Source organism: Wolbachia endosymbiont (group A) of Alloplasta piceator, assembly GCF_964028505.1.
Taxonomy (GTDB): domain Bacteria; phylum Pseudomonadota; class Alphaproteobacteria; order Rickettsiales; family Anaplasmataceae; genus Wolbachia; species Wolbachia pipientis.
Genome location: NZ_OZ034793.1, coordinates 826,043 through 852,326 on the forward strand (window position 1 = coordinate 826,043; position 26,284 = coordinate 852,326).

Below are 26,284 nucleotides of genomic sequence, written 5' to 3' on the forward strand. Positions count from 1 at the left end.
TTGTCCGGAAACTAGTAAATTCAAGCATATTCCCTCTTTAACATAACCCTACTCATAGCTAGGTATATGAAATTCTCAGTGGATGTTGTGAGTAAATCATACTCCTTCGATAGCCTTCTATTCCTATTAACCCAAGCAAAAGTCCTTTCTACAACCCATCTTCTTGGCTGTACTTTAAACCCTTGTTCTCTTGTTGGTAGTAGCTCAGGTGGCGTATCTTTGTGCACCCAAAATCTACATGGAGGCCTTGTAACAATTTCAATATCTATGTCATATTCTTCCTTTATGTGATTCTTTGAATTTCTTCCTTGGTATCCCATGTCAGCCCACATTTTTTTAACTTTAGTATATTTTGTTCTCATATTGTTTAATGCTATTTTAATACCATCTCTATCATTTTCGTTAGCAGCGCCTACGTAACAACCTAGTATAAAACCCTGAGTGTCTGTAATTATATGCCTTTTTCTACCCTTTACTTTTTTACTTCCATCATAGCCTTTGATCCCCCCTTTTCTGTAGTCTTTACAGATTGACTATCTACTATACAGGCACTCGGCTGCTCATTCCTTCCTATTTTTCTTCTACTATATTTTGTAATTTCATAATTCATTTTCTCAAAAATTCCCTGCTTCTTCCATTGCCTGAACTGCTCATACACAGTCTTCCATAGCGGAAAATCATTTGGTAAATACCGCCATTGACACCCTGTACGCAATACATAGAAAATTGCTTCTAATATTTCTCTTTTGCTATACTTTGGCGGCCTTCCTCCTTTCTTGTATGATACTCTGAAGTGTTTTTCTATTCTTGCCCATTCCCTTTCGCTTAGATCTGTTGGATACTTTTTTCTCATCTTTACCCCGTACTAAAATTTCAGATATTATAGCCTTTTACTTGTTTCCGGACAACCTCTAAGTCACTTTAGCTATATATAAAAGGTTTAAGTGGTTGTATTGATGTATCTTTGTATTAAAAAACACCCAATAAGCAGAGTTGTAAGTGGAATAAACCACAAAATGTAAGTGCTAGATTTTATAGGCGGTACGATTATAATTGAATTGCCGTAAGAATTTTTTAACTCTGAGATTATCTCTTCATCTGTGTATCCATCATTGATTTTTTTACGAATTGCTTCTCGCATATCATACGCGATCTGAGATCCAGATTCAGACAATGATTCGCCAGAACATATTGGACACCTTATTATTTCAAATAAACTTGTTGCTCGTTTTTCCATGCTTTTATCTCTGAGTTTATTATCCAGAGTAAAAGCGTTTACGCCTGAGTGGAATATCAATACGAAAAGTAAACTAACTACTGCTCTCATCCTTGGTTAATTGGGTTATTTTACTGAGCTGGTTCATAAAATCAGTGGTGGATAACTTTCCAATAAAACTTGACCCTACATCATCATCGTACTTTATTGAAAATTGAATGCCATCATCAGTTGTTTTTTCTGATAAGGAAGACATTAATTTTTCAAACGCATCTGAAGTTTTTGAGTCACCAATCATAAACGAGATTAATTCTTTATAATTTGATATAGCCACGTTGATTTTGTCTTTAAATGAATAAGTAACTAAGTTGTAATTGTTTACCCCACCATCTGCAGCAAAAGAAAAATTATTACTTTGAATCAAAAATTTCTCTATATTGAAATTAATTCTGGAAGCCGAGATGTCGTTTACAAATTCATAATCAAATTTAGTATCGATACTAAGGTAACTTTCAGGACTTGCAGTATTTTTATACCGATAAGTATACAAATCAAATCCTAGCTTAGCATTTCCACTCAGTTCTTTATCGAGGTAAAATTGAATGTAATTACTTTTATCATTCACTTCAGTTATAACACTTTGCTGATTTTCTGAAACATCACATTTTAATCCATAATCTTCGTAACGAAGTGTACCTATATAGTCTATCACGGTACTATTTCTGTTGAATCGCAATGAAGATGGTAAATCGTTTAGTCTAACAACAAAGTGGCTGCTATCGTTTGTGTGGCATTTTATATTCTTTTTCTCATCATCATGAACAGCAATGTTGACTTCATTGCTTGGTATGTAGATATATACTGATTTATCAAACAATCTATTTTTTATCAATAAAGCATCAGATGAGATGGTTAATTGCTCATTGGAAAATTTTGGGTTTGTCACACGGAAAATTAGGTTAGTAGGAAATCCACTAAAATCATGTGAAATATCAAATTTTTCGTCGTTAATGTATAGTATTGTTTCAGCTAAAAGATTTTTTACCTTACATGCAGAAAAATACCAAAAACCACTATACGCTACAGGAATAAACAAAAGTAAAGAGATGATAATATAGATAAAAATCTTACGCATGATTCCCCTGTTTATCTAATGATATGTTTCTTGTACCCCTTGGTATGGTTACACACAAGCCGTCGATATCTTTTGTGATTTTTATTTGGCATCCAAGCCTCGACGTCTCTGTTAAGCCGAAAGCTAGGTCTAACATATCATTTTCCTCATCAGATATAGGGTTATGTATTTCTACAGCATTATAAAACTTTGGATCAACAATTACATGGCATGTAGAGCAAGCAAGAGAACCTTCACATGCACCTTCAAGCAGATCTGGATCACTTCTGTGGGCTAAATTGAGCAGAGTTTCTCCCTCTGCAGCTTCATAGCTTTTCTTACTCCCATCAGGTAAAATAAAAGTAACAGATGGCATATTATTCCTATTAAAATCCTTACTAATTTCTCTATATCCTACAGGTAATAACTAATATTTGCAAACTCTTTACAATTCCAGTACCTATATTTCTTGTTATCCAAGTGGCTCTTTGTTGTCATCCGAGTAGCTGACACTGGTTCCTTTATGACGGCAGTGCCCTCTTCTTGTCATCCCAGTGCCCTGATTACTTGGATCCAGAAAAAAGAATGGTGTCATGCAAGTAGCCTCCTTCTCCTGTCATCCGAGTAGCTGACACTGGGATGACACCCCACTTAACCGTCATACTGCCGCGGTATCTCTTAGCCGCTAACAAGCAGCGGGATGACGATTGTCGTTCAGCCATAAATATTAAGAAATTTACCAAATGAAAAAAAGGCAAAAGAAGCCCCGTGGTTGGCTAATTACTTACATTATACTTTCAAGTATGGCGTTTTTTTATTCTAAACGTTTAATAACCGCGATTTAGTTGCTTTTAAGCCGCAACTAATCTAAATTATAAACATTAAGAAATTTACTAAACAGAAAAAAAGGCAAAAGAAACCCTAGGGTAGCTAGTTATTCACTATCCATTTTTTAAATCGGCGTTTTTTGATGTTTTAAATAGCGCATTTCAGCTTATATTAGGTAAAAACCTAGAAATTTTATAAAGACATAAGGTGGACATAGTGCAAAAAATTAAACACGGGACGCCAGATACGTGAGTTTTTTTGTCATTTAATCTGTACAGATAAGATAAATAAATAAATAAATAGCTTCAGTTTCATGATAAGGGGGCTGGCGGAGTTTGTCAAGGAAGTTTTTTGTTTCTATTGAATGACAGTTGTAACCTACGAAAGAAGTCTGTTGTAATTTGTACGATATCTTTATAAAATGGTTCGCATAAGTTATCTAGCAGTGCAACTAAACAAATACAAAAATCAAAACGTCGCGGTTTTTGGTCTTGGTAAAACTGGTTTATCCGCCATTAACGCTCTAACAAAGAGTGGTGCAAGAATATATGCATGGGATGATCATGAAGAGCAAATAGCAAATGCAAAAATGATGAATAAAAAATGTAATTTTATTCATCCCAAGGAATACAATTGGCATGAGATCAGTGCATTGGTTTTAAGCCCTGGAGTGCCAACAGAGCCACATTGGATAGTAAAACTTGCAAGGAGATTTGATTGCAAAATAAAATCAGACATTGAGCTATTTCTTGAAGCTAAAACTACGAACCAGAAGGTAATAGGCGTCACAGGAACAAATGGTAAATCAACCACTACATCACTAATAGGGCACATATTAAAATCTGCAGGGAAAAAAGTAGCTATTGGTGGAAATTTAGGCGTTCCTGTTTTGGATCTAGAAAGAGATGCAGAAATTTATGTAATCGAACTCTCCTCTTTTCAATTGGAGTTGATGAATGAAATTAACGTGGACATTTCAGCACTGCTCAATATTACACCAGATCACATAGATAGGCATGGAAGTATGGAGAACTACATAGCAACTAAATTAAAACTGATAAACGGTAGTGAGGTTGCCGTAATAGGATGTGACAATGAGATTACTGCTGATATATTCAACAAATTCACTGGAGACAAAATTCCAATCTCAGTAACATATTCCCCGATGTCATTCCAGCGCGTGACGCTGGAATCCAGAAAAGAAAAACCATTGCCAACTACTCAGATGACAGAGGGTGGTGCAAGAGATCTAATATCATTGGCAGGTAACAATTTGCTTGATTATAGTGAACAGATTACTGGTATAGATCGAAATTATCTGGATCCCAGTGTCAGCTACTTGGATGACAAAAGGGGCACTGGGATCCAGAAGATCTCGTTAAAACTAGAGAATCATAGCTTATCAGTAAGCGACGTGAAAATAAACCTAATATCCAACGCAGAAAACATAGCAGCCACATATGCCGTATGTAAGGTACTTGGAGTAGATAGCAACACTATTATCAATGGAATCAAGTCCTTTTCAGGACTGAGGCATAGGAATGAACTGCTTGGCAAAATAAGAAATGTGTTTTTCGTGAACGATAGCAAAGCAACTAATGCAAAATCGAGCGAAAAGGCGATCTTATCTTATGAAAACATAAATTGGATCGCTGGTGGAAGAAGCAAAAAAGGTGGAATAGAATCATTAAGCAAGCATTTTACAAGGGTTAGAAAAGCTTTTCTTATTGGAGAATCAACCGAAGCTTTTGCAAATGTTATGGAGAATAAAGTAGATTATGTTAAATGTTGCAATCTAGAAGATGCATTCAGATTGGCTTTTGAAGAGGCCTTAAATAGCGCAGAAGAAGTAACAATATTACTTTCTCCCGCGTGTGCTTCTTTTGATCAATGGAAAAATTTCGAGGAACGTGGTGAAGCATTTTGTAGAATGTTTGAAAATCTCAGGTACAATCACACATGCTGTTTAGTATGATGTTGCGTGGAACAAAAGTTAATAATAGATAAGCTAATTAGGGTTATTCCATTTGAAGGGATAAGCGATGAAACCCTATTAAAGGTGTGCACTGACCTTAATCTAGCTAATAGCTTTTGCAAATTTCAGAATGGAATATATAGCGCTTTGGAGCACATAGCAGAGGACTTAAATAGCTCAATGGAAGCTGAACTAAGGAATTCTAATTTAGAAGATATGAAAGTGCGAGAGCGAGTAAAGTTAGCCATTCAAATACGCCTTTCAAATTACGCTAAGCTACCAAATTATAGAGAACTTTTAAAAAATGTTTTATTATTCTCTGTATCACCAAAAAATACATATTTTTCTAGTAAACTTTTATACAGAACTGTTAGTGCGATTTGGTATGGCATTTATGACCAATCAACAGATTTTAACTACTATACAAAAAGAGCAATATTAGCTGGAGTGTACTTAAGTACGATACTTTTTTTTATCAATGATTATTCAGAAGATTTTGTGGATACTTTATCGTTTCTTGATAACCGTATCAACAATGTCATGACATTTCAAAAATTCAAAACTCGCTTAAAAGGAATCATAGGAAATTTCTTATAAGCTATTGATTGTTGGTAGAAAAGTACTTGAGCACGATCCTGAAAAGGTTTGTGAAAATAAAAATATTCATGCTGATCATAAAGAACATTTAGTTTATCGTGAGGATAATAATGGTACAACAAAATACACCAGTTACGAAGAAAAAGAAAATAAATTTATTGAAGAAGCACATGAATATTTAATAGACTCTGAATTTAATAAAAATTTTGATCTAGGGCAGTACAGAATAAGTAATTTCTCCGGAGTATCCGTTCAGGAGAGTGGTTTAAGAAACAATAGATAGGAGATTTTGGAAAGGATTGAGACCCCTTTGTTTCCAAGTTAAGTATAATGAAATTATCCGCTCAAGGAATGTATTTCCCCGCTTTGATTGTGTAAAATATGAGTTTTTGCGATAAACGACATAATGCCGAATTTGCCGTTCAGCGTGGTTATTTGTCAGCGGAATATTTTCTGGGTCATCTAAAAATTTCCACATCATTCTTTCAGATCTCAGAACATTTTTTGCAACTCGAGAGGCTCCAATTGCTTCAGGTAAACGAGATATCTCCTTCAAGTAATACTTTGTACGTTTTCTTAATTTTCTGGCACGTCTGACAAACCTCAAAACATCTATCTCACTTTTTAGTAAAGCTTTTTTTAGTGCAAATAATTCAGTGGCCACGTTTCTCAAGTAACAACCCAGAACTTTAACTTCAATATTCCAACTATGTGCTAATCTTTCAAAATCTCTTGATAAATGTGCCCAACAGATTTGCCTGTTTTTATCGGCAAAATAATTCTATGCTGCATACCTGTCAGTTATTACCAAGCTATTGCGATTGCAGAATTTACTATTTTGTAAAACTTTCATTCCTCTTGACTCTGTAAATTTTACAAAACTTGCCGTATTGCTTGCAAACATCCAACACCAAGCGAGTTTACCTTTGTTATAATGGCTCGTTTCATCAATATGTAGAACTTTACTCCTACTTATCTCTTGTTCGATCTGCTCATACATTTTTTTGCATTTTGAAGCAACTCTATGTTCACTATTTGATATGCTACCGACGCTTATGTTCAAATTGAAGATATCATTTACGACACTCGCTATTTCGCGTTTTGAATTTTTGTAGAATCCGCTGAACGCTGCAATTATTGACTTAACCCTTGGACCAAATGTATCTGGCGTAACACCTTCCGGTAACTTGCTACTTCTTCTCTTTCCGCATCTCCGACAACGGCCATGTTCTAACTGATATTCCACTACATAAGGCTTGATTTCTGGAAGATCAACTTTCTGATGAATATATGGTTTTTCACATATTGCAATTTCTCCTCCGCATTCGCAAGTATTAGGCAACTCTATCTTTACTACTTTATCTGCATCCATGTTGGCGCGAAAACTTCCTTTATGACCAACCTGACCGCCAATATTCCTTTCGCTTTTCGGCTTATTCTTTTTTATTTTATACAACTCTTTGGAACTTGGTATTGATGAATTTTTTGAGCTTAAACCGAGTCTTTCTCTTAACTCAGCATTTTCTATCTTTAAAGCCTTATTTTCTGCTTTTAAACTTTCATTCTCTTTTTCCAATCTTTCTATTTTTGCTTCTAACCTTTCTATTTTTTGCTGTAAATTTTTGCAAAGTTCTAAAAGGTTTACCATATTATTTCACTTTTGCTCTATGATTATCTTTTTAGATCACCTTGTCTACCTTATTCTGCCACTCCGCTGAACGGATACAAAAAAAGGCAAAAGAAGCCCCGTGGTTGGCTAATTACTTACATTATACTTTCAAGTATGGCGTTTTTTTATTCTCAACGTTTAATAACCGCGATTCAGTTGCTTTTAAGCCGCAACTAATCTAAATTATAAACATTAAGAAATTTACTAAACAGAAAAAAAGGCAAAAGAAACCCTAGGGTAGCTAGTTATTCACTATCCATTTTTTAAGTTGGCGTTTTTTTATGTTTTAAACGCTTTATAAGCGCGTTTCAGCTTATGTAGGTAGAAGTTTGATAAAGACATAAGGTGCACATAGTGCAAAAAATTAAACATGAGACGCCAGATACGTGAGTTTTTTTGTCATTTAATCTGTACAGAGAAGATAAATAAATAGCTTCAGTTTCATGATAAGGGGGCTGGCGGAGTTTGTCAAGTAAGTTTTTTCGTTTCTAACGGTTGTTGCCAAAAACTATACAAGAAGTCTTTTAAGATCAATCACTTATCTTCAAGGCTTGAATAAAAGCATTCTGTGGAATATTTACGTTCCCTATAGAATGTAACCTTTTTTTACCCTTCTTTTGCTTTTCAAGTAGTTTCATTCTTCGCGTTACATCTCCACCATAGAGTTTAGCTGTTACATCTTTTCTGTATGGGTTAATCGTTTCTCTGGCAATAATTTTTCCGCCCACTGCCGCTTGAATCGCGATTTTGTATTGCTGACGTGGTATTAAATCCTTCAAGCGTGCACATATTTCACGCCCCCTTTTTTCTGCCCTACTTTTGTGAACGATACAAGCCAGTGCATCTACGGGCTCTCCATTAATTAAAAAGCTTAATTTATCTATTTGGCTTACCAGATAGCTGGAAATTTCCCAATCTAAGCTTGCATATCCTTTGGAAATTGATTTTAATCGATCATAAAAGTCAAAAACAACTTCAGACAGTGGTAATTTATATCTTAACAATGCTGTTGTTGTGTTACCAATGTAAGATAAATCCTCCTGTTCTCCCCTCCTTTCTTCACATAGAGATAGAATCTCTCCCAAGTATTGATCAGGAACCATTATGGTTGCGGTAATCCATGGTTCTTCCACAATTTCAATTTTCGTTGGATCTGGCATATCACTTGGGTTATGAATATTCAAAATTTCACCACTTCGTGTTGTAACCCTATATATAACACTTGGCGCAGTTGCTGTTAGGTCTAAATCAAATTCTCTCTCGAGCCTTTCTTGAATAACTTCAAGATGCAACATTCCCAAAAAACCACAACGAAATCCATAGCCTAGTGCATTTGAAGTTTCAGCTTCGAAGGTAAAACTTGCATCATTTAAATGTAACTTCTCTAGAGCTTCCCTTAGATATTTAAAATCATCCGTTTTGTGAGGGAAAATGCTACAAAATACCACAGGATGCACTTCTTTAAATCCAGGAAGTGCTTCACTACAAGGTCTCTTTTCCTCAGTGATAGTGTCCCCTACCTTGCAGTCTGCTACTTCCTTCATTGAAGCAGTTATAAAACCAACTTCACCCGCTGAAAGTTCACCCGTCATCACTTTTTTAGGGGTGAAAATACCGATATTATCTATCTGGTATGTAGCATTATTAGACATCATAACAATTCTCATGCCTTTTTTTAGCACTCCATTTTTAACTCGCACTAAAATTACCACTCCTAAGTAAGTGTCATACCAACTATCAACTAAAATTGCTTGCAGTGGAGCATTTACATCACCTTGAGGAGCTGGAAGTTTTGCCACTATTGCTTCAAGTACATCTTTTATTCCAAGTCCAGTTTTTGCTGATATTAAAACTGACTCACTTGCGTCAATACCGATTATTTCCTCAACCTGGAGTTTTACCCCTTCTGGATCTGCAGCAGGAAGATCAACTTTATTGAGCACAACTATTATTTCATGATTGTTGTCAATAGCTTTATATACATTTGCAAGGGTTTGTGCTTCAACGCCCTGGCTACTATCCACCACTAAAAGTGAACCTTCGCACGCTGCTAAGCTTCGACTTACCTCGTAAGAAAAGTCAACGTGACCTGGGGTGTCCATGAGATTTAGGCAATATTGATTACCGTCGTTTGCCGTATAATTGAGTTTTACCGTCTGTGCCTTAATTGTAATCCCACGTTCGCGTTCTATATCCATTGAATCGAGTATTTGATTGGTCATTTCTCTTGCTTCAAGGCCGTTACATTCCTCTATTAAACGGTCAGCAAGCGTTGACTTACCGTGGTCTATATGCGCTATTATTGCAAAATTTCTTATGTTGTTCATTTATGGCTATTTTACTTAAGTAGAACCATTTTACATTTTAAGTGTTGTGAGGGCAATCCTTTATTAAGAGACTATTTACTCCTTCAACATAGACGACACTTTTTTCGAGCAGGAAATCACTTTATTAACCATATAGTTTTCATGATTATTATCTATTTTAGGCAACTCATATAGATAATTTACCATCATCCCGGCTGACTGACTAATACCCTTTTCAGAAGTATCCGCCATCCAGTTTAATTGTTTTATCGATGCACCATTGCTTAAATGAAAATGCGCCACCGGGTCATAAGCATCGCCACTATTGTTCTTAACTTTTAGTAAATAATATGCACATAGTTTAAGCATGCATTGTTTAGTTTCATTTGTACATTCAACATTAGTTTTTAATTGCTCTGCACTTTCTAAAATTTCTGCACTAGATTGTTTTATATTTAGTTTGCCCAATAAAGTGACATCTTGGTTTAGATTGTTTTTTAGCCATTTCGTAAAGCCAGGTATTGGAGAAAGAGTTGCATATGTTTTTATACTTTTAAACTCCTGTGATAGCTTTTCTACAACCCTTTTGATCAAAAAATTACCAAGGCTGATTCCAGATAACCCTGCTTGAGTGTTTGATATTGAATAGAATATAGCAGTGCTTGCATTACTCGGATCATTTGAAGGTACTGACTCATCTAAAAGGTGTTGAATGCTATCTGCAATCTTATCCACCAATGCAACCTCTACAAAAATTAGAGGTTCGTTTGGTATCTTGTAATGAAAAAAAGCAAAACAGAGACGATCAGAATCTAGTCTGTTTTTTAGGTCGCCCCAAGAGGAAATTTTATGCACAGCTTCATATTTTATAAGTTTTTCTAGCAATGATGCAGGTGAATCCCAAGTGATTTGACGAAGATCGAGTAGATCAACATCAACCCAAGTATAGAGTATATTTTTTAATTCCCTCTCTAGTGGATTCAAGCTTCTATATTGGTTCTTTAGCTTAAGCACATCAGAACGCATATCAACAATAAACTTAAGGCCTTCTGGTAAAGAAATAAATTGCTTCAATATTTTAGAACGTGGTGATTCAAGAATTTTTATTAAATCCTGTTCAAATTTATAGTTTAACTCGGGATCTTGGTTTTTCTTATACTCTCTAATTTTCTCATCTATTTCCGCTTTATTCGGATTAAATTTTTCTGCCAGGGTTTGTAGAAATTTTATTTTACCTTTCTCTGATAAGCTTAAGTACAAGTTACCAAGAGATACAGCGTTTTTACGTGCTGAAACCTCCCCTCCCTTTGGATTTAAGCGCTCGTTCATCTTCAAGACTAAACTATCGATATCGCGACTGTTGCTTAAATCAGGACTGATGTTACCAATCCACGATCTTACAGCATCTGCCACTCCACCTAGTATTTTAAAAAAGCTTCTTACCGCTTTTTTGTCTTCAACTTTCACTATATCAGTTTTTACCAATGATTCTTTTGTCATAGATTCCCTTTATTATACATGGCTAATGCAAGTCAGGGTCATACCGCCGCGGTATCCCGCTAATAAGCAGCGGGATGACGAATTTATCGTTTGTCAAATCGTCGGTAAACCCAAGTTATTTTAGCTACATATAGCTTAAGTTAAAGGAAAATTTTAGCTACATAGCAGGCACTATTACTAGATTATTAATAATTCAGTAATACAATAGACTTCTTGCACTACCTCCCAAGCCACAACTGTCATTCAGTAGAAACAAAAAAACTTGCTTGACAAACTCCGCCAGCCCTCTTATCACTGAAGTGAAGCTATTTTATTTAACTTCGCAATCTCTGCAGCAGATTAAAATGACAAGAAAACTTGTATTTGGCGTACTATTGTTTAATTTTTGTATCCGTTCAGCGGAGTGGCAGAATAAGGTAGACAAGGTGATCTAAAAAGATAATCATAGAGCAAAAGTGAAATAATATGGTAAACCTTTTAGAACTTTGCAAAAATTTACAGCAAAAAATAGAAAGGTTAGAAGCAAAAATAGAAAGATTGGAAAAAGAGAATGAAAGTTTAAAAGCAGAAAATAAGGCTTTAAAGATAGAAAATGCTGAGTTAAGAGAAAGACTCGGTTTAAGCTCAAAAAATTCATCAATACCAAGTTCCAAAGAGTTGTATAAAATAAAAAAGAATAAGCCGAAAAGCGAAAGGAATATTGGCGGTCAGGTTGGTCATAAAGGAAGTTTTCGCGCCAACATGGATGCAGATAAAGTAGTAAAGATAGAGTTGCCTAATACTTGCGAATGCGGAGGAGAAATTGCAATATGTGAAAAACCATATATTCATCAGAAAGTTGATCTTCCAGAAATCAAGCCTTATGTAGTGGAATATCAGTTAGAACATGGCCGTTGTCGGAGATGCGGAAAGAGAAGAAGTAGCAAGTTACCGGAAGGTGTTACGCCAGATACATTTGGTCCAAGGGTTAAGTCAATAATTGCAGCGTTCAGCGGATTCTACAAAAATTCAAAACGCGAAATAGCGAGTGTCGTAAATGATATCTTCAATTTGAACATAAGCGTCGGTAGCATATCAAATAGTGAACATAGAGTTGCTTCAAAATGCAAAAAAATGTATGAGCAGATCGAACAAGAGATAAGTAGGAGTAAAGTTCTACATATTGATGAAACGAGCCATTATAACAAAGGTAAACTCGCTTGGTGTTGGATGTTTGCAAGCAATACGGCAAGTTTTGTAAAATTTACAGAGTCAAGAGGAATGAAAGTTTTACAAAATAGTAAATTCTGCAATCGCAATAGCTTGGTAATAACTGACAGGTATGCAGCATAGAATTATTTTGCCGATAAAAACAGGCAAATCTGTTGGGCACATTTATCAAGAGATTTTGAAAGATTAGCACATAGTTGGAATATTGAAGTTAAAGTTCTGGGTTGTTACTTGAGAAACGTGGCCACTGAATTATTTGCACTAAAAAAAGCTTTACTAAAAAGTGAGATAGATGTTTTGAGGTTTGTCAGACGTGCCAGAAAATTAAGAAAACGTACAAAGTATTACTTGAAGGAGATATCTCGTTTACCTGAAGCAATTGGAGCCTCTCGAGTTGCAAAAAATGTTCTGAGATCTGAAAGAATGATGTGGAAATTTTTAGATGACCCAGAAAATATTCCGCTGACAAATAACCACGCTGAACGGCAAATTCGGCATTATGTCGTTTATCGCAAAAACTCATATTTTACACAATCAAAGCGGGGAAATACATTCCTTGAGCGGATAATTTCATTATACTTAACTTGGAAACAAAGGGGTCTCAATCCTTTCCAAAATCTCCTATCTATTGTTTCTTAAACCACTCTCCTGAACGGATACCTTTTTTTTCATTTGGTAAATTTCTTAATGTTTATGGCTAAACGACAACCGTCATCCCGCTACTTGTTAGCGGCTGAGATACCGCGGCGGGATGACGTAGGACTGCTGTCATTCCAGTGCTTAACACTGGGATGGCTTTGTTGCATAGCAACTGAAAAATCTGGTGGCTACTGACAAAATTCATTATAAAATAGCCATTTAACCTTGAAAGAAAAAATATGCCACAAAAAATGAGGGTCAGTAACCATAGCGAATATAACAAATTTCTAGAAAAAAGAGGAAATATTTTTCATTATATCAACGAAGCCATAGAAAAGTGGTACGAGAATGGTCCAAAAATACCAGGTGGCAACAATATTTATAGCGATAAAGTTGTAATTTTGGTGCACATAATAACTTGTTTATTTAGAATAGGCCTGAGGCAAACAGTTGGGTTTATAGCAGGATACCTTGAGCAAATTGGGAAAAATTTGCAAGTTATCAGCTATTCACAATCATCAAGAAGGTTTAAGAAACTCAATATTAAGATCAATGATTGCAGAAAATAATATGGAAGATATCGAAATTGCTATAGACAGTACAGGAATTAGTATATACAACAACACTCCTGGTCATAGCAAAGAAAATAGCGAAGATAGAAAGTATCGCAGCTATGAACAGACAAGAAAATTGCATGTAATGTTGAATACAAACAGCAAAAAAGCCATAGCTGTAAAATACAGTAACGGTGTCTACTCTGATCACTATGGAGCTTGTGATTTGCTAAAAGAAGTCGATTTTCAGTATGTCATAAAAGTACTATATGCAGATAGGGCATATGACAGAGAAAAGCTCTATAAGCTGTGTAATCAATATGGTATAAAAACGAAAATTCCTCCGAAAAACAACGCAGCAGAGCATCCAAAATTGGATTATATGCTTGATAGAAATGCCGCTATTCAGTTAATGAAATTACATGGTGAGAATTGGTATGATAATAGGTGCAGCTTTGCTTGCGATATTTGGTAGAATGCCATGGCCAGCTCTTTTTGCACTCGGTATATTTTGTGCTGTATTTTTCGGTGCTAAAACTATCGTCATAAAAGTAATGGGTGGTATAGGCGGCACTGGAAATACTTCTTTGATGGACCAATGTGGAACAGGAGACACAAAAAAGAACTATTTTTTTCTAAAACAGACCTGATGTACGGCTTTAACTATATCTTCCACTTGTGGTAATGCTTTTTTTTCTAGATTTGCAGCGTAAGGTAAGGGGATGTCCTTGCCAGTTACGCGTACAACTGGAGCATCAAGGTAGTCAAATCCTTGTTCCATAACAACGGCTGACAGCTCTGCTCCTATTCCTGCAAATGGCCATCCTTCTTCTACACTAACTAACCTATTAGTCTTCTGAATAGAGTTAATAACAGTTTGAGTGTCAAGTGGTCTTAAGGTTCTGAGGTCAATAACTTCAGCTTCTATACCTTCACTCGAAAGTAAATCTGCTGCATTTAAGGCATCCATTAATTTTAATGAAAAAGCAGTGATAGTTACATCCTTTCCTTCCCGTATAACAGCAGCTTTGCCTATTTCAAGTAGATAATCTTTGTTTGATAGCTCAGAGTCAGAAACTTCATGCTCATGTCCATAAGCTATTTCGTTTTCTAGAAATATTACCGGATTAGGGTCACGAATTGCAGCTTTAAGCAGACCTCTGCAATCGGAGGCAAAATAGGGTGCTATTACTTTTAACCCCGGTATATGCGAATACCAAGCTGCAAAGCATTGAGAATGTTGTGCAGCAACTCTTGCTGCAGCGCCATTTGGTCCACGAAATACTATAGGGCATCCAAGTTGTCCGCCTGACATATAATTTGTTTTTGCTGCGGAATTCACAATTTGGTCAATAGCTTGCATAGAAAAATTAAAAGTCATAAACTCGACTATTGGCTTTAATCCAGCAAATGCCGCTCCAACAGCAAGGCCAGCAAATCCATGTTCGGTAATAGGCGTATCAACTACTCTGTTTTCTCCAAACTCTTTCAGTAATCCTTTCGTTACTTTATAAGCACCATCATACTCTGCAACTTCTTCACCCATGATAAGCACATCAGAGTCGTTTTGCATTTCTTCTCTAATTGCTGTGCATAAAGCTTCTCTTACACTTAAGGTTGCCATTTATAAACTTTTATAGACTTTAACTAAAGTAACTATATCAGAATTACTGGGGGTAAGTAAAGTGTACAAATTAAGTTTTACAAACATCATGACCAACTCATTCCAAAAAAAAATCTTCTCACGCTTGCTGTTTTTTGTTGCTGGAAATGGCTGGATTATTTAAGCTTTTAGTAATGTATGTTGTTAAATTAATAGCAATTTATTTGGAAATAACAGAAAAATTTATGATAGTTTTATACTCTAAATAGAATAAGATACTTCTGTCTGTGTCTCCACGTTTGAAACTAACCTTATTCTATCTCTTTCTTGTTCTGGACTTAACCTGTGAAGCGCGTAACTGAAATCTTCCTCACTCACTATAAGCCGTCTTTGCGCACCAGCGCTAATTTTTGCTTCATTCACTAATTGCTCTAATTCAGCCCCAGAATAGCCTTCAGTCTTGTCTGCAATGTCTTGGAGGTTTAGCTTTTCATCAGTTTTTGTACCTCGCATATAAAGTTCCAATATCCTTTGTCTCACCTCTATGTTTGGATTAGGGACATAAACCTTCTGACCTAAACGTCCAGGTCTAATAAGTGCTGGATCTATACCACCGATAAGGTTAGTTGCACCAATTACTATTATATCTTTTCTGCTCTTAAATCCATCTATTTCAGTTAACAACTGTGTTAAACTCTCTCGACAATGGTAAGCTGAGTTATTAGCGGTACTTCTTTTTTGAGCAACTGCATCTATTTCATCTATAAAGACTATACAAGGAGAAATTTTTTTGCTATTTTAAAAAGCTCGCGTACAGCATGTGCACCATGACCAATATATACTCCAATAAGTTCAGGACCTGAGATGCTTATGAAATTCATATTTGATTCACCTGCAATTGCACGAGCGATAAGTGTTTTACCATTTTCAGGAGGGCCATGTAATATGTAACCTCTTAGTGAATTAATACTTTTATTTCCAAACAGCTTGCGCATTTCTTCTGTCATTTGGTCACAGCAAATCATCTGCAACCGTTGTTTTAAGGAGTCATCAATTATAGCATCAGCAAATGTTATTCTTTTATCATCTGAATCAGCTAATTCTATCGATATAGGCAGCTCTACTTCCTTTAGTTTGCTGAATATTTGATCATATATAAACCAAGCAATAAAAAAGAAAACGACAAGTAACACAAAAGGCATAGCTTCACTAACATAATGTGCAGCTAACTCATACCCTTTACTGAGCAACGTTGTATGCATATAGGCAAACAAAAAAGCGATAGAGATAATAGTTGCCACGCATAGTAAACAGATTGAAATTCTTTTTAGTAATTCTGAAATTTCAATTTTTTTCATCTTAATACCTTATACCAATTTTAAACTAAGAATAATTTTATCTAGCCTACCTATTTTAGCTTGATTAGAGCGTTCCGAAAAATTATCAAGTACGTACTTTAACTTATTAAATACTAAAAACAATATATCCCCATGTTGTCACATACATCTTTAAAGTTTACCAAATTCATTTTCAAAAAACAAGATTTTATTATTAACCCGAATTCTGGATTAGATTTTAGGTAAATTATTGAAAGTCTTGAATTTTACTAAATTAGTAACTAGTCTTAAAATGCTTACTGCTTTATCGTAAATGCTAAAACAATAAGCTATTGATATTCTTGTTTTTTTTAATCTCCAATCCAGAATTCGGGTTAAAAACGCTAACTTGTATCTTCAAGAAGTAAGACATAATAGCTCTAAAATGTCTTGCAAGGAAAGGTAAAGCTGAACGCTAACTTATGCCAGAAAAATACCGTCTTGTTTGCCTTTTTGAGTAGTATCATCTTATTTTTCCTGTAAATTTTGTTTATAACGCCTAAGATTTACGATATTTTAATCCCGGTAGAATATCTTATAAAATCAGATTATATGTTATACCTATGGAAATAGATAACTTTCAGCAATATTACAACCAAGAAGAAATGAAGACAGTAACATTAGCTCAAATTTATAAAGACTTGGTAATAAAGATATCCGATATAGCCACAAGCAAAATGTAAGCTACTATTAATGGTATTATGGAAATAGCACCAACGATACCACCTACTATACCTACTACCAGAGGTGACGGAGTAGTAAGGCTTAATATAATAAGTGGGAGAGATATAATTGATAGTATTATAGAAATTACACCTACTGTTTTCAGAAGAGATAGAAATCCTTTTGAATCTAAGTGTTCTTTTTCCCTTAAATAATATAAAGAAAATGCTTATACACATTATAGCACAAAGTATTACTGCTGCTATTTTTATTATAGCTGCTGCTATAAGTGCTGCTAAATAAGCTATATTCATTATAACTTTACCACTAAACTTAATAACACTGCAATTATCACACACCATAATAAAAAAGTCAACTCCATATGTTTAGGTTGTAAAATCCCAAAAAGCAGCCAGAATAGAATAAGCAAACATTTACGAATTGAATTTAGTGCAAACAAGGGTGTTGATATCAACCATACTCTGCAGAATCGCAATATGGTATGACTACATGCTTTTTATTGATTTGATTAACATAATCAGCAGAGAGTTTTGTTTTGCAAAAGATGTCTACAGTAACATACTGCAATTATTTGGAATTGTAGGGCTAGGTGCAATTGTAAGGCCACTTGGTGCATTCATATTTGGTCACGTTGGTGACAGGTATGGAAGGAGGATAGCATTAATAATTACTATCTTGCTAATATCGATACCATCAAGTCTCATTGCATTTATTCCAAGTCACAATCAAGTAGGTATAATTTCTACTATATTGCTTCTTGCAATCCATATAACACAAGGAATTGCACTTGGTGGTGAACAAGGAAGTTCTGTTTATCTTATAGAGCATTTATCCAGTAGGAAAGAGAACTTAGGGATGTATTTTGGAATGATGGGTTTTGGTCGCTCCATTGGCGTCTTGCTTTCTGCGGTGATAGTGATTATCTGCAAAAAAACTACTGATTTTTGTACCTGGGGTTGGAGATTGCCATTTATTTTCTCAGCTATTTTAGGATTAATTAGCGCGTATAGCATATACACATTGGGAGAAACTCCAGCATATGAAAAAAATCGAAAACAAAGAAATTTACCTGATTTGCCAATAATAGAGCTTATAAAACGCCACAAGAGAGCTCTTATACTTGCTATTTTAATATCTGTACCTGTTAATGTTGCTGTTGGATTTACCATATTTCTTCGAACTCTCGCAAAGGAAATAGCATCAGTGGATGTTTATGTAACAACATATATCAACGAAATTGTATTGATTATAACCAGTGTATTAATGCCGATATCTTCAATAGCGTTTGGAATGTTGGCTGATAAAGTTGGAAAAGAGCGCACTGCAATCTTATTTATAGCAATTACAATGGCACTGTGTTGTCCTGCGTTATCTATTGCATATTACTATAAAAATTATCTTGTGATTGCGTTGAGCGTAATGGTTCTCTCTATAATAGAAAGGGGTATAGTTCCCATAGGAATAGTTGCATCTGAACTCTTTCCTACCAATGTTAGATTTAGTGGTGTGAGCTTATCACGCAATATCTCTTATGCGTTACATGGAGGATTTACTCCTATGGTTTGTATTTGGTTGACTGTAACATTTCCTCAAACAAACCTTGCTGCTGGGCTTTATATAGTCTTCTGCTTGTTGATCAGTGTGGTAGCAATATTGCAAATAAAACCGCAAGATAAGAAATTTGATTGGTCTTAGTTTTCTCCTATGTGATTTGATAGACCGGGAAAGGGTTTCATCTAAGTAGCTGACACCCTGACAACCGTCATCCCGCTGCTTGTTAGCGGGATCTAGAGATACCGTGACGGTATGACGTAGGACTGCTGTCATTCCAGTCTGAAATCCAGAGAAAAGGATGATGTCATCCCAGTGTCCCTGTAATGTCATTCCAGTGCTTGACACTGGAATCCAGCCTTTATTATGCAGCCACTTGGTTAAAATTAAGTTTCTGGATCCCAGATACTGTCTCTGCTGTCAAACAAATTATCCAACAAAATTACAATTAAATGGTTGATTATTTTTAAGAATACCAAAAAAGACATGCATTAATTTTCGCATTAACGCAAGAACTATGACTTTTGGACATTTGCCTTTACTTGCTAGACGCTGACAAAACTTTTGAAAATGATTATTATGGTTTTTGACTACTATAGCTGGCATATAAAGAGCTTTTCGAATACGCTCAGATCCTATTTTGCATATGCAACTTCTCTTACTTACTGACGATCCCGATTGATAATGTCCTGGATTTAGACCAGCAAAAGCTGTAAATTGTTTAGCATTGTCAAAGTTATCAACTGATGGCATTTCTGCGACAACAGCAACAGCAGTAAGATATCCTATACCTTTTATAGTCTTAAGGTTTTCCACCATATTTTTTAGATGTGGATAGTTATTTATATGCTCATTAATTTCTTTTTCGAGAACAATAATTTGCTCCTCTATTGCCAAAATTACTTTAGATATAGCTTCTTTGCAACTGGAATGCATATTTTTGTTTTCCAAGCGATTTGTCTGTTGCACCTTATCATCTTTTAGCGATTGCATGCAACGGTAAAGCTCCCTCAAATGCCTCATTTCAGGTGCAATGGGCTTCCAAAGAGCAGGTTTGTTGGCGATACAAAATCTAGCTATCATAGCTGCATCTGATTTATCTGTCTTATTTCTGAGCAGCTCACTTTTGCCAAAAGCTTTGATTTGGGCTGGGTTTACTATACTGACATTATGTCCTAAATCGTGCATAAAAGTAGCCAAATCTTCTCCATACCAACTAGTTGCTTCAAGACATAAATGAGTAAGATTTGCTCCATGGCCATTGCACCAAACTACAAGTTTTGCAAAACCATCTTGATTATTTTGAAAGACTTTGTGTCGTTTTTTACTGTCCACTAACAAACAAACATCAAATTTCTTTTTTGAAATATCCACACCCAAAATAGCATTTACTTGCATAAAATTGCCTCCAAGACTATAAATAAACTGAGAGTTTAGACTAACCTTGTAATACGGGATATAATTCCAAAAGATACTGTTCAGTCTTTAACTCTATGGGAGGGAAGCAAAGTCTGGCTTAATGGCATTAGTGTCGCATCAGCTTCACCCTCCCTGTGAGGTATTTTAGCTCTAATGCCTCACATCATAAAGATACAAGTGTCTAGGCACTGGGATGACAAAGGAGGGCAGTGTCAGCTACTCGGATGACACCCTGCTGGTGGACAATGTTTGTATAGTTGTGCGTCACGCGCTGGAATGACGAATTACTTAACCGCCATAGCGTCACGGTATCTCCTAGCATAGATCCCGCTAACACGTAGCGGGATGACGATTTTGTATCGGAAAACAAGTAGCATGACGATTTATCAAATGTTCCTTAGTTTCTCAAAAAAATCCTTTAACAAAAAAGAGCATTCTGTTTCTAATATTCCACCATAAACTTCAGGTATATGGCTGCAAAATTGAAATATCTTAGCACCATTTTCAATTCCTCCACCTTTTGGATTATAAGCTCCAAAGTACAATCGTTTAATTCTGGCAAAGGAAATAGCTTGAGCACACATCGGACATGGTTCTAATGTTACGTACATATCAGCATCACAAAGCGTGGAAGTTGAAAATGCTTGTCTGATCGCTAACATCTCTGCATGTGCAGTTGGATCGTTAGATATATTGTGTGCAGAAGAAATGATATTGTCTCCACTCACTATTACAGCACCTATGGGCACCTCATCATTTTTTTGAGCGAGTTTGGCTTGCTCTATGGCAAGCTCCATATATTGATACTTAAACACTAGGCACTTATTTCTTATCAATTGCTGCTTTAACGAACGACACGAAAAGAGAATGAGGAGAAAACGGCTTTGATTGAAATTCTGGATGAAACTGCACACCAATAAACCACGGATGACTCTCTAACTCCACTGCCTCTATGCACGTTCCATCTTCTGATATGCCACTGCATAGCAGCCCATTTTTTTCCAAATCATCTTTATAATCTGAATTGATTATGTATCTATGCCTGTGTCTTTCTGAAATAGTAGTGTTACTATATGCATCCATCATTTTAGAGTTTGCATTTATATTACATTTGTATGCCCCAAGTCTCATGGTTCCACCAAGATCGTCATCTTGATCGCCAGCTAACTTAACGATTGGATGTTTACAGTTACGAAATTCTTCAGAGTGTGCATCTTCAAGCTTAACAACATTACGAGCAAATTCAATAATTGCAAGCTGCATACCAAGGCAAATTCCGAAAAATGGGATATTATTTGTACGGGCATAATTTATTGCTAATATTTTACCCTCTACTCCGTCATCACCAAACCCCCCTGGAACAAGGATTGCATGAGAATTCTGTAATTTCTCTCCTATAAGTTTTTCATTTATAGGTTTTTCTTCCTTCTCTCTTGAGTTAACCCAATTTATCTTTACTTTGACTTTATTACTAATCGCACCATGATTTAATGCTTCAATCAGTGATTTGTATGCATCAGGGAATTCGGTGTATTTTCCCACTATAGATACAGTAACTTCCTGTGTTGGGTGCCTTATGGAATGCACTATTTGATCCCATTCAGTCAAGCTTGGTTTTGGCTTACTTAAATGAAAGTGCTCCAAAATTTGCGTATCAAGCCCACATTGGCTATACAACACCGGTAACTCATATATATGACTCACATCAGGGGCAGGTATTACATTGGATAAAGAAACATTGCAAAGCTTAGCTATTTTCTCTCTTTGATTATCGAAAATTTCTTTCTCACTGCGGCATAATATAATATCTGGTTGTAACCCCGCGGAATTTAACTCTCGAACTGAATGCTGCGTTGGTTTTGTCTTTAATTCTTGCGCTGCGGTAAGATATGGTATTAAAGTTAAGTGAATCAGGATAACTCTTTGTTTTCCTAATGTGTAGTTAACTTGGCGTATAGCCTCCAAAAATGGTTGGCTTTCAATGTCACCTACAGTTCCGCCTATTTCACATATTACAAAATCTAAACCTTCCGTACCATTAAAAATGAACGATTTGATCAAATCTGTCACATGAGGAATGACTTGCACAGTTTTGCCCAGATAATCACCACGCCTCTCTTTCTTCAATAACTCATGATATATCTTACCAGTTGTTATATTGTCATCTTTTGTTGCTTTAATTCCAGTAAAACGCTCATAATGCCCAAGATCCAAATCAGTTTCAGCACCATCTTCGGTAACAAACACCTCTCCGTGCTGAGTTGGGTTCATTGTCCCAGGATCAATGTTGAGATACGGGTCAAGTTTTCTGATACGGATCTTAAAACCGTGAGCTTGAAGAAGCGCACCAACGCTTGAAGCAACTAAGCCTTTACCAAGCGACGATACAACTCCACCTGTAACAAAGATAAATTTAGCTTCCTTCATTAATTTTCAAATGGAACAGAAGTAGGTTCACTTTCTTGCTTTTTTTCTAATATAATTTTCTCTGCAATCGATTTTTTATGTACGTCTTTTGAATATAATCCTGACAATAGCAATGTGTTTATAATAAACAATCCAGCAACAATAGCCGTTATTCTGCTGAGCGGGTTTTCAGAAGATTTCACCGGAATCATCGAATTGACCCCCTGTTGTGTATTACTAAAACCACTTAATGAACTACTCCCAGGTGGCTGCAAGAGCACTAAAATTACTAACACAACAACCAATATTATTTGAAATATACTTAATACCGCTACTGACATTATAGATAGGGCTGAAAATAAAAATCTTAGCAGTACAAAGCACGTAAGTCAAGAACATCTGTCACCCAAATAACTTGAAATCTAATACCAATTCTCATTGTTGTCCAGTCAAATAGGAAACATTGCAGAGTTGTTTAATTGTGGAGCTGGCAAGAGAAGTAATAAATTTGCACAAAGCACCCTCAAGTAGAGCAATTGTATCGTATATTTTATTGCGCAAAATGTTCTGTTTTATATATAACCAAAGCCTCTCAACAGGATTTAGCTCAGGTGAGTATGGAGGTAGGTATATAATGTCGATATTTTTAGGTACCTTTAAATTTTTTGACCTATGCCAACTAGCACAGTCCATAACGAGAAAAGCCTCTCGTGTTTCTAGATATTGCGAAATTTGCTCAAGAAATATGTTCATGCAATCAGTGTTGACATTTGGTGCAAATAAGCTAGAACTCTCTCCATTTCTAGGATTAACTGCACTATAGAGATAGAAATTTTGCCTACCTAATTTTGTTTTAACCTGTGTTCTAATCCCCTTTTTAAACCACCCATGTCCAACTTTTGAATGTGTGCCAAACCGTGATTCATCAAAGAAAAATAGCTCTTTTTCTGGATACTTGCTAATAGCTCCATTGAGATTTTTTTTTGAATTCCTCTTGTTTGCTTTTATCTTGTCCATTATGAACTGGTCTTGGTGTAATATATGAGAATTTCATCTTTTGCATATGGCGGTGTACTGTAGATTTGCTGATATTTAATCCGAACTTTTCCTGGATTCTTATTCTCATTTCTTTAATGGTGATATTAGGATTTTCTTCTATCCACTCTTCAATTTGCTGTAGTTGAGCCTGATTTAATTTAGTTTTTCTACGACGTTGTGAAGGAGCAAACAGTTTTTCTTCTCTGCCAATTTTCAAGAGTTTTACCCACGAAGTTAGTGCGCTTCTTGAAATGCAATATATTTTTGCTACAGCCGTTATACTGTACTTTTTTGCTGCAATTACAGCATTTAGTTTTTTTGAAACATATGCATTATTCCTTACTTTCTTCAGCATTTCTTTTGCTGATTCTACTACTTTTTCATCCAATAATTTTGATCTTAATGCCATTTAAACCTCGCTATTTTACTTACTTCAGTATGGCTTTTCTTCCATCATTGTCCATCTGTTTGCCCTGTAATGGGAATTGGTATAAGAGGTTGTCCGGAAACTAGTAAATTCAAGCATATTCCCTCTTTAACATAACCCTACTCATAGCTAGGTATATGAAATTCTCAGTGGATGTTGTGAGTAAATCATACTCCTTCGATAGCCTTCTATTCCTATTAACCCAAGCAAAAGTCCTTTCTACAACCCATCTTCTTGGCTGTACTTTAAACCCTTGTTCTCTTGTTGGTAGTAGCTCAGGTGGCGTATCTTTGTGCACCCAAAATCTACATGGAGGCCTTGTAACAATTTCAATATCTATGTCATATTCTTCCTTTATGTGATTCTTTGAATTTCTTCCTTGGTATCCCATGTCAGCCCACATTTTTTTAACTTTAGTATATTTTGTTCTCATATTGTTTAATGCTATTTTAATACCATCTCTATCATTTTCGTTAGCAGCGCCTACGTAACAACCTAGTATAAAACCCTGAGTGTCTGTAATTATATGCCTTTTTCTACCCTTTACTTTTTTACTTCCATCATAGCCTTTGATCCCCCCTTTTCTGTAGTCTTTACAGATTGACTATCTACTATACAGGCACTCGGCTGCTCATTCCTTCCTATTTTTCTTCTACTATATTTTGTAATTTCATAATTCATTTTCTCAAAAATTCCCTGCTTCTTCCATTGCCTGAACTGCTCATACACAGTCTTCCATAGCGGAAAATCATTTGGTAAATACCGCCATTGACACCCTGTACGCAATACATAGAAAATTGCTTCTAATATTTCTCTTTTGCTATACTTTGGCGGCCTTCCTCCTTTCTTGTATGATACTCTGAAGTGTTTTTCTATTCTTGCCCATTCCCTTTCGCTTAGATCTGTTGGATACTTTTTTCTCATCTTTACCCCGTACTAAAATTTCAGATATTATAGCCTTTTACTTGTTTCCGGACAACCTCTTACTCCGCATATTGTAAAACGCATAAACAAGCGCGTAACTGATTCGTCCCCAATGCGACAAATATGCTCCAGTCAAAGAATCTCTACTGAAACATTGGATTACATTATAGAAGATTTTGACCGCGCCGGTGCAGGTTGGAGCAGTGAAACAGTAGATGATGAGGACGGTGGCAATAAGTCTAAGTATGATTTTGCAAAAGATACGGACACGCCCAAAATCCAAAAGATTTCCGTCACAACTTACGAGTTATATGCTCAACCACAAATATCACAAAAGTTACTCGATGATGCGTTTGTCGATGTTGAGAGTTGGCTGGTGGAAAAGATTGCCGAGACTTTTAGTAAGGAAGAAAGCGAAGCCTTCATTAAGGGTGAGGGCACTTTTCAACCAAAAGGAATTTTAGCTTATGAAAATGGAAACAGTTATAATAAAATAGAGCAAGTTAAAACTGAAAAATTAGATAGTGATTCAATAATGATGTTGTATTACTCTCTGGACGAATATTATTCCAAAAATGCGTCATTTTTGATGAACAGGAGTACGTTGAAGGACATTAGGCTACTAAAAGCTCAAACAGGTCAATATCTCTGGCAACCAAGTTTGTCGCTTAAAGCCCCAGATACCTTAATGGGAATACCAGTATATCAATCTGCCGATATGCCACCAGCGCCAAACAATCAGCTACCAGTAATTGCGATGGCAGATTTCAAACAAGCTTATAAGATTGTAGATAACAGAGGAATGAGAATATTAAGAGACCCTTATACGAATAAACCTTATGTGAGGTTTTTTGTCACTAAGCGTGTCGGCGGAGAGGTTGTAAACACCAGTGCTATTAAATTGTTGAAAGTTGCGAGCAAGTACTAAAAACTTCCGCAGCATCATCTTTATAGCTGATCAAAGCAACACGTCATACCGCGATTCATTCCATAACTGTACGAACATTGTGATTTTGGCCCATCAGGAGGGTGTCATCCCAGTGCTTGACACATATAGCTAAACTGACTTAGATTTACCGACAGTTTGAAAAACAAAAATTCGTCATTCCGCTACTTGTTAGCGGAATCTATGCTGAGATATCGTGGCGGTATGACGTAGGAAAACCTTTCTTGGGTTAGCTATAGTTTGCTATATTATGTGATTTTATTTTTAGCGTTGCTTCTTATATTGTGTAATTTATTTTCCATA

Annotated in this window: 21 protein-coding genes and 4 pseudogenes; 9 read left to right on the forward strand and 16 right to left on the reverse strand. The window is 35.8% G+C overall.

All coding sequences use genetic code 11. The features are described 5' to 3' along the window. Positions 1–20: 20 nt before the first annotated feature. The 4 genes from ABWU31_RS04030 to ABWU31_RS04045 form a co-directional block, all read right to left on the reverse strand. Positions 21–853 (reverse strand): IS5-like element ISWpi1 family transposase gene (locus tag ABWU31_RS04030; RefSeq protein WP_353271062.1). Its coding sequence is split into 2 segments (ribosomal slippage): positions 21–484 and positions 484–853, totalling 834 coding nucleotides; the frame shifts between segments, so codons are not numbered across the junction. An 87-nt stretch (positions 854–940) separates the two neighbouring features. Beyond that, a complete protein-coding gene (locus tag ABWU31_RS04035) occupies positions 941–1,327 on the reverse strand; it encodes a cytochrome c-type biogenesis protein CcmH (protein ID WP_353271096.1) in 387 nt (128 codons plus the stop codon). Then, a complete protein-coding gene (locus tag ABWU31_RS04040; RefSeq protein ID WP_077188201.1) occupies positions 1,311–2,351 on the reverse strand; it encodes a hypothetical protein in 1,041 nt (346 codons plus the stop codon). Before ABWU31_RS04040 ends, ABWU31_RS04035 begins: the two co-directional genes overlap by 17 nt. Beyond that, positions 2,344–2,706 (reverse strand): ferredoxin family 2Fe-2S iron-sulfur cluster binding protein, encoded by a 363-nt coding sequence (locus tag ABWU31_RS04045; RefSeq protein WP_077188202.1) that lies wholly within the window; start codon positions 2,704–2,706, stop codon positions 2,344–2,346. The genes ABWU31_RS04040 and ABWU31_RS04045 overlap by 8 nt, the downstream gene beginning before the upstream one ends. Before the next feature lie 873 nt (positions 2,707–3,579). On the opposite strand from ABWU31_RS04045, the gene ABWU31_RS04050 reads away from it, so the two are divergent. From ABWU31_RS04050 to ABWU31_RS04060, 3 genes are read left to right on the forward strand one after another with little or no spacing between them, the layout of a single operon-like run. Then, positions 3,580–5,133 carry a Mur ligase family protein gene (locus ABWU31_RS04050; protein ID WP_077188203.1) on the forward strand — a complete coding sequence of 518 codons (1,554 nt, stop codon included), beginning with the start codon at positions 3,580–3,582 and terminating at the stop codon, positions 5,131–5,133. A gap of 6 nt (positions 5,134–5,139) precedes the next feature. After that, positions 5,140–5,730: a COQ9 family protein gene (locus ABWU31_RS04055; protein WP_064125504.1), complete on the forward strand. Its 591-nt coding sequence runs from the start codon at positions 5,140–5,142 to the stop codon at positions 5,728–5,730. A 4-nt stretch (positions 5,731–5,734) separates the two neighbouring features. Continuing rightward, positions 5,735–6,013, forward strand: coding sequence for a hypothetical protein (locus ABWU31_RS04060; RefSeq protein WP_353271097.1), 279 nt, complete (start codon positions 5,735–5,737; stop codon positions 6,011–6,013). On the opposite strand, the pseudogene ABWU31_RS04065 reads toward ABWU31_RS04060, so the two are convergent. The 3 genes and pseudogenes from ABWU31_RS04065 to ABWU31_RS04075 all read right to left on the reverse strand — a co-directional run bounded on the left by ABWU31_RS04065 (position 5,996) and on the right by ABWU31_RS04075 (position 11,205). Beyond that, positions 5,996–7,378: pseudogene (locus tag ABWU31_RS04065) on the reverse strand (IS66-like element ISWen3 family transposase). The gene ABWU31_RS04060 and the pseudogene ABWU31_RS04065 sit on opposite strands and share 18 nt — an antisense overlap. 551 nt (positions 7,379–7,929) lie before the next feature. Continuing rightward, positions 7,930–9,726 carry a translation elongation factor 4 gene (lepA, locus tag ABWU31_RS04070; RefSeq protein WP_236514878.1) on the reverse strand — a complete coding sequence of 599 codons (1,797 nt, stop codon included), beginning with the start codon at positions 9,724–9,726 and terminating at the stop codon, positions 7,930–7,932. Between the two features lie 75 nt (positions 9,727–9,801). Then, on the reverse strand, positions 9,802–11,205 hold the full coding sequence (locus tag ABWU31_RS04075) for a malonyl-CoA decarboxylase (RefSeq protein ID WP_353271098.1): 1,404 nt from the start codon (positions 11,203–11,205) through the stop codon (positions 9,802–9,804). Between the two features lie 465 nt (positions 11,206–11,670). Between ABWU31_RS04075 and ABWU31_RS04080 the strand changes: the two are divergent. The 4 genes and pseudogenes from ABWU31_RS04080 to ABWU31_RS04095 all read left to right on the forward strand — a co-directional run. Beyond that, a pseudogene (locus tag ABWU31_RS04080) lies at positions 11,671–13,053 on the forward strand (IS66-like element ISWen3 family transposase). Between the two features lie 239 nt (positions 13,054–13,292). Continuing rightward, positions 13,293–13,622 (forward strand): transposase, encoded by a 330-nt coding sequence (locus tag ABWU31_RS04085; protein ID WP_007548762.1) that lies wholly within the window; start codon positions 13,293–13,295, stop codon positions 13,620–13,622. 1 nt (position 13,623) lies between these two features. Continuing rightward, on the forward strand, positions 13,624–14,082 hold the full coding sequence (locus ABWU31_RS04090; protein WP_353271385.1) for a transposase: 459 nt from the start codon (positions 13,624–13,626) through the stop codon (positions 14,080–14,082). Beyond that, positions 14,045–14,257: pseudogene (locus ABWU31_RS04095) on the forward strand (hypothetical protein); the annotation flags it as partial. The gene ABWU31_RS04090 and the pseudogene ABWU31_RS04095, both read left to right, overlap by 38 nt. On the opposite strand, the gene ABWU31_RS04100 reads toward ABWU31_RS04095, so the two are convergent. The 3 genes and pseudogenes from ABWU31_RS04100 to ABWU31_RS04110 form a co-directional block, all read right to left on the reverse strand. Continuing rightward, positions 14,233–15,231: a pyruvate dehydrogenase complex E1 component subunit beta gene (locus ABWU31_RS04100; protein WP_006279663.1), complete on the reverse strand. Its 999-nt coding sequence runs from the start codon at positions 15,229–15,231 to the stop codon at positions 14,233–14,235. The pseudogene ABWU31_RS04095 and the gene ABWU31_RS04100 sit on opposite strands and share 25 nt — an antisense overlap. Positions 15,232–15,471: 240 nt before the next feature. After that, the gene (locus tag ABWU31_RS04105; protein ID WP_353271386.1) at positions 15,472–15,723 is read right to left on the reverse strand and encodes a hypothetical protein; all 252 of its coding nucleotides are present in this window, start codon (positions 15,721–15,723) and stop codon (positions 15,472–15,474) included. A gap of 102 nt (positions 15,724–15,825) precedes the next feature. After that, positions 15,826–16,568 (reverse strand): annotated as a pseudogene (locus ABWU31_RS04110) (AAA family ATPase); the annotation flags it as partial. Positions 16,569–17,759: 1,191 nt separating this feature from the next. Here ABWU31_RS04110 and ABWU31_RS04115 point away from each other — a divergent pair. Then, the gene (locus tag ABWU31_RS04115) at positions 17,760–18,965 is read left to right on the forward strand and encodes an MFS transporter (protein ID WP_244663081.1); all 1,206 of its coding nucleotides are present in this window, start codon (positions 17,760–17,762) and stop codon (positions 18,963–18,965) included. Positions 18,966–19,250: 285 nt separating this feature from the next. Here ABWU31_RS04115 and ABWU31_RS04125 read toward each other — a convergent pair whose 3' ends face one another. The 6 genes from ABWU31_RS04125 to ABWU31_RS04150 form a co-directional block, all read right to left on the reverse strand. Beyond that, a complete protein-coding gene (locus ABWU31_RS04125; RefSeq protein ID WP_236514440.1) occupies positions 19,251–20,219 on the reverse strand; it encodes an IS110 family transposase in 969 nt (322 codons plus the stop codon). A gap of 407 nt (positions 20,220–20,626) precedes the next feature. Beyond that, the gene (locus ABWU31_RS04130; protein ID WP_077188051.1) at positions 20,627–21,037 is read right to left on the reverse strand and encodes a nucleoside deaminase; all 411 of its coding nucleotides are present in this window, start codon (positions 21,035–21,037) and stop codon (positions 20,627–20,629) included. A gap of 25 nt (positions 21,038–21,062) precedes the next feature. Next, the gene (locus ABWU31_RS04135; RefSeq protein ID WP_077188050.1) at positions 21,063–22,667 is read right to left on the reverse strand and encodes a CTP synthase; all 1,605 of its coding nucleotides are present in this window, start codon (positions 22,665–22,667) and stop codon (positions 21,063–21,065) included. Beyond that, positions 22,667–22,987 carry a preprotein translocase subunit SecG gene (gene secG, locus ABWU31_RS04140; protein ID WP_010962615.1) on the reverse strand — a complete coding sequence of 107 codons (321 nt, stop codon included), beginning with the start codon at positions 22,985–22,987 and terminating at the stop codon, positions 22,667–22,669. Before secG ends, ABWU31_RS04135 begins: the two co-directional genes overlap by 1 nt. 94 nt (positions 22,988–23,081) lie before the next feature. Continuing rightward, positions 23,082–24,093 (reverse strand): IS630 family transposase gene (locus ABWU31_RS04145; protein WP_265029767.1). Its coding sequence is split into 2 segments (ribosomal slippage): positions 23,082–23,630 and positions 23,632–24,093, totalling 1,011 coding nucleotides; the frame shifts between segments, so codons are not numbered across the junction. Between the two features lie 109 nt (positions 24,094–24,202). Next, a protein-coding gene (locus ABWU31_RS04150; protein WP_353271062.1) for an IS5-like element ISWpi1 family transposase occupies positions 24,203–25,035 on the reverse strand; the annotation gives its coding sequence in 2 pieces (ribosomal slippage) (positions 24,203–24,666 and positions 24,666–25,035; 834 coding nt in all). Between the two features lie 112 nt (positions 25,036–25,147). On the opposite strand from ABWU31_RS04150, the gene ABWU31_RS04155 reads away from it, so the two are divergent. Continuing rightward, a complete protein-coding gene (locus tag ABWU31_RS04155) occupies positions 25,148–25,963 on the forward strand; it encodes a phage major capsid protein (RefSeq protein WP_353271099.1) in 816 nt (271 codons plus the stop codon). Positions 25,964–26,284: the final 321 nt, after the last annotated feature.

Bases quoted from the DNA above. Each gene is read 5' to 3' on its own strand.
- ABWU31_RS04035 (WP_353271096.1), bottom strand. From the start codon at position 1,327: ATGAGAGCAGTAGTTAGTTTACTTTTCGTATTGATATTCCACTCAGGC.
- ABWU31_RS04040 (WP_077188201.1), bottom strand. From the start codon at position 2,351: ATGCGTAAGATTTTTATCTATATTATCATCTCTTTACTTTTGTTTATT.
- ABWU31_RS04045 (WP_077188202.1), bottom strand. From the start codon at position 2,706: ATGCCATCTGTTACTTTTATTTTACCTGATGGGAGTAAGAAAAGCTAT.
- ABWU31_RS04050 (WP_077188203.1), top strand. From the start codon at position 3,580: ATGGTTCGCATAAGTTATCTAGCAGTGCAACTAAACAAATACAAAAAT.
- lepA (WP_236514878.1), bottom strand. From the start codon at position 9,726: ATGAACAACATAAGAAATTTTGCAATAATAGCGCATATAGACCACGGT.
- ABWU31_RS04075 (WP_353271098.1), bottom strand. From the start codon at position 11,205: ATGACAAAAGAATCATTGGTAAAAACTGATATAGTGAAAGTTGAAGAC.
- ABWU31_RS04085 (WP_007548762.1), top strand. From the start codon at position 13,293: ATGCCACAAAAAATGAGGGTCAGTAACCATAGCGAATATAACAAATTT.
- ABWU31_RS04090 (WP_353271385.1), top strand. From the start codon at position 13,624: ATGGAAGATATCGAAATTGCTATAGACAGTACAGGAATTAGTATATAC.
- ABWU31_RS04100 (WP_006279663.1), bottom strand. From the start codon at position 15,231: ATGGCAACCTTAAGTGTAAGAGAAGCTTTATGCACAGCAATTAGAGAA.
- ABWU31_RS04105 (WP_353271386.1), bottom strand. From the start codon at position 15,723: ATGCGAGGTACAAAAACTGATGAAAAGCTAAACCTCCAAGACATTGCA.
- ABWU31_RS04115 (WP_244663081.1), top strand. From the start codon at position 17,760: ATGCTTTTTATTGATTTGATTAACATAATCAGCAGAGAGTTTTGTTTT.
- ABWU31_RS04125 (WP_236514440.1), bottom strand. From the start codon at position 20,219: ATGCAAGTAAATGCTATTTTGGGTGTGGATATTTCAAAAAAGAAATTT.
- ABWU31_RS04130 (WP_077188051.1), bottom strand. From the start codon at position 21,037: ATGGAGCTTGCCATAGAGCAAGCCAAACTCGCTCAAAAAAATGATGAG.
- ABWU31_RS04135 (WP_077188050.1), bottom strand. From the start codon at position 22,667: ATGAAGGAAGCTAAATTTATCTTTGTTACAGGTGGAGTTGTATCGTCG.
- secG (WP_010962615.1), bottom strand. From the start codon at position 22,987: ATGTCAGTAGCGGTATTAAGTATATTTCAAATAATATTGGTTGTTGTG.
- ABWU31_RS04155 (WP_353271099.1), top strand. From the start codon at position 25,148: ATGCGACAAATATGCTCCAGTCAAAGAATCTCTACTGAAACATTGGAT.